The sequence below is a fragment of the Pedobacter sp. 01T416_2 genome (assembly GCF_056398925.1).
The window spans coordinates 1-2,295 of sequence record NZ_JBFTQI010000878.1; the positions used below are offsets into that span (position 1 = coordinate 1).

1 protein-coding gene is annotated in these 2,295 nt (G+C 39.7%); it reads left to right on the forward strand.

Annotated elements, in window-relative coordinates; translation table 11 throughout:
- Positions 1–349: 349 nt before the first annotated feature.
- Positions 350–2,295 (forward strand): SusC/RagA family TonB-linked outer membrane protein (locus tag AC1DPQ_RS25315; RefSeq protein WP_477611255.1); only part of this gene is annotated, 1,946 nt, incomplete at its 3' end.

Below are 2,295 nucleotides of genomic sequence, written 5' to 3' on the forward strand. Positions count from 1 at the left end.
AGCATACATAGGCCATGCTTTCAACTTCTGGGCTAATTACTTTTTTATGGGTGCTACTTGTACCTGCAATCGCTTAGTTTAACCAACCCAAACCGGTGCTGAAAATCTGATTAGTGCGGACAAACAATCAGTTGGCGGGCGGAAAGCCTAAACATCCAACAAATTACTTCAATATCTGCTCCGCGGTTCAAAATTTTGTTTGATCGGTTAAACAAATCACAGTTTATTAACGTATTTACAACGATTGTAACATTTGCGTTAATTTTTGGGCAATACGTGTTAAAATCATCGTTCTATCTGGCTTCTTATAAACCTAATTTTGGTCATATTACTAACTAAACTGAATACAATGACCAGATTAAAGATTACTTTGTTCATTTTGACCATGCTCTGTTGCATACAGATTTATGGTCAAACGTCGCTGATTGGTGGCAAGATTACAGATGCGTCGGGGCTGCCAATCCCAGGCATATCGGTAAAAGTTAAAGGAACCGCTATTGGCACCTCTTCCGATGCGAAAGGGGTTTTTTCAATTAAAAGTGCAAATCCAGCTACACTGGTTTTTAGTGGAATTGGTTATACAACCAAAGAATTTGCTTATAGCGGGCAAAGCAACATAACCATAACATTAAGTGAAGACCAGCAAAGCCTGAATGAGATTGTAGTAACTGCATTAGGTGTAAAGCGGGAAAAACGTAACCTCACCTATAGTTCTCAAGAGGTAAAAGGCGAGCAATTGACCCAGACAAAAGAGCCTAACCTGGTAAATGCATTGGCAGGTAAAGTTTCTGGTGTGCAAATTACAAGTTCGTCGGGCACTCCAGGGAGTTCATCGCGTATTGTAATTAGGGGTGCTAATTCTCTTTATGGCAACAATGAAGCTTTGATGGTAATCGATGGTATTCCGGTTAACAATGATGAAACCGGTAACCTCAACTCGGGTCCCGGTACCAACCGAATTGCCGATCTTGATCCTAATATTATTGAAAGCATTAATGTGTTAAAAGGTGGTGCAGCAACAGCGCTATATGGATCTGATGGTGCAAAAGGAGTAATTATTATCACTACAAAAGCAGGCAGCCTGAATAAAAAGCCTGGTATTAGTTTTTCTTCTTCTTTTTCAATGGAGAAACCACTGTTGCCAGAAATTCAGAATAAATATTCACTTGGCTCAAATGGCGTATATTTTGATGGTGTGAACCAAAAAACGAGTACATCGTGGGGAGCAAGAATGGATACCTTAAAAATTAACGGCCAGCCTGCACAGGTATATGATCAGTCTGATTTATTCTTTAAAACCGGAAAAACATATACCAACACGGTAGCCGTAAACGGAGGTGGGGCTTACAACTCTTATTTTATATCGTATACCAATTTTGCTCAGGATGGAACGGTACCTACCACTTCTTTCGACCGAAATACTGTTTTTGGGAAATTCACCACGCAAATTATTAAAGATCTGAATGTTACGTTCTCTTTAAATTACGCCAATACCAAAAACCGTCGGTTACCTGAAGGTTATGCCTTGGAAAGTCCAGTGTGGACCATTTTTTCTGCCCCAGTTTCTTACAACCTGCAGCCTTCGGTAAACCCTGATGGAAGTCAGCGTTTATACCGTTTCTCGCGTAATAATCCTTACTGGGTATTAGATAATATCAGTAATACATCAGTTGTGAACCGTTTTCTACCGACATTTACAGCCGATTATAAACCCTTAAACTGGTTAACCATTACTGAGCGTTTTGGTGCCGATGTTTATGTTGAACAGGGCAAATATCATGAATCGTTACTCTCGGTTTCGAACCCTAATGGCCGGATTGTAAACAGAAATAGCAATTTCAGGCAATATAATAATGACCTGATCATCGGTGCCAACAAAAGTTTTGGCGATTTTACCATCGATGCACTATTGGGTAACAACATATTATCAACCTATAGTGAAATTGGCAATGCCAACGGACTAGGCATAACTGTTCCGGGATTTGGTAACATCGGATCTACATCAACCGTGCAATTTACAGAAACAAGTTATCTCTCCAGAAAAATAGGATTCTATTTACAGTCTAATATAGATTATAAAAAGTTTTTAATCCTCTCTCTTACAGGAAGATACGACGGAACTTCGGTACTGTCCAAAAACAACAGTTTTTATCCTTATGGCTCTGCTGCTACGAGTTTTATCTTTTCCAATTTCTTTTCGAAAGAACTTTCTGATGTCATGAGCTTCGGAAAATTAAGATTATCCTACAGCACAGTGGGGAATGCGAGCATTGGGCCATACAACCTCCTTACCCC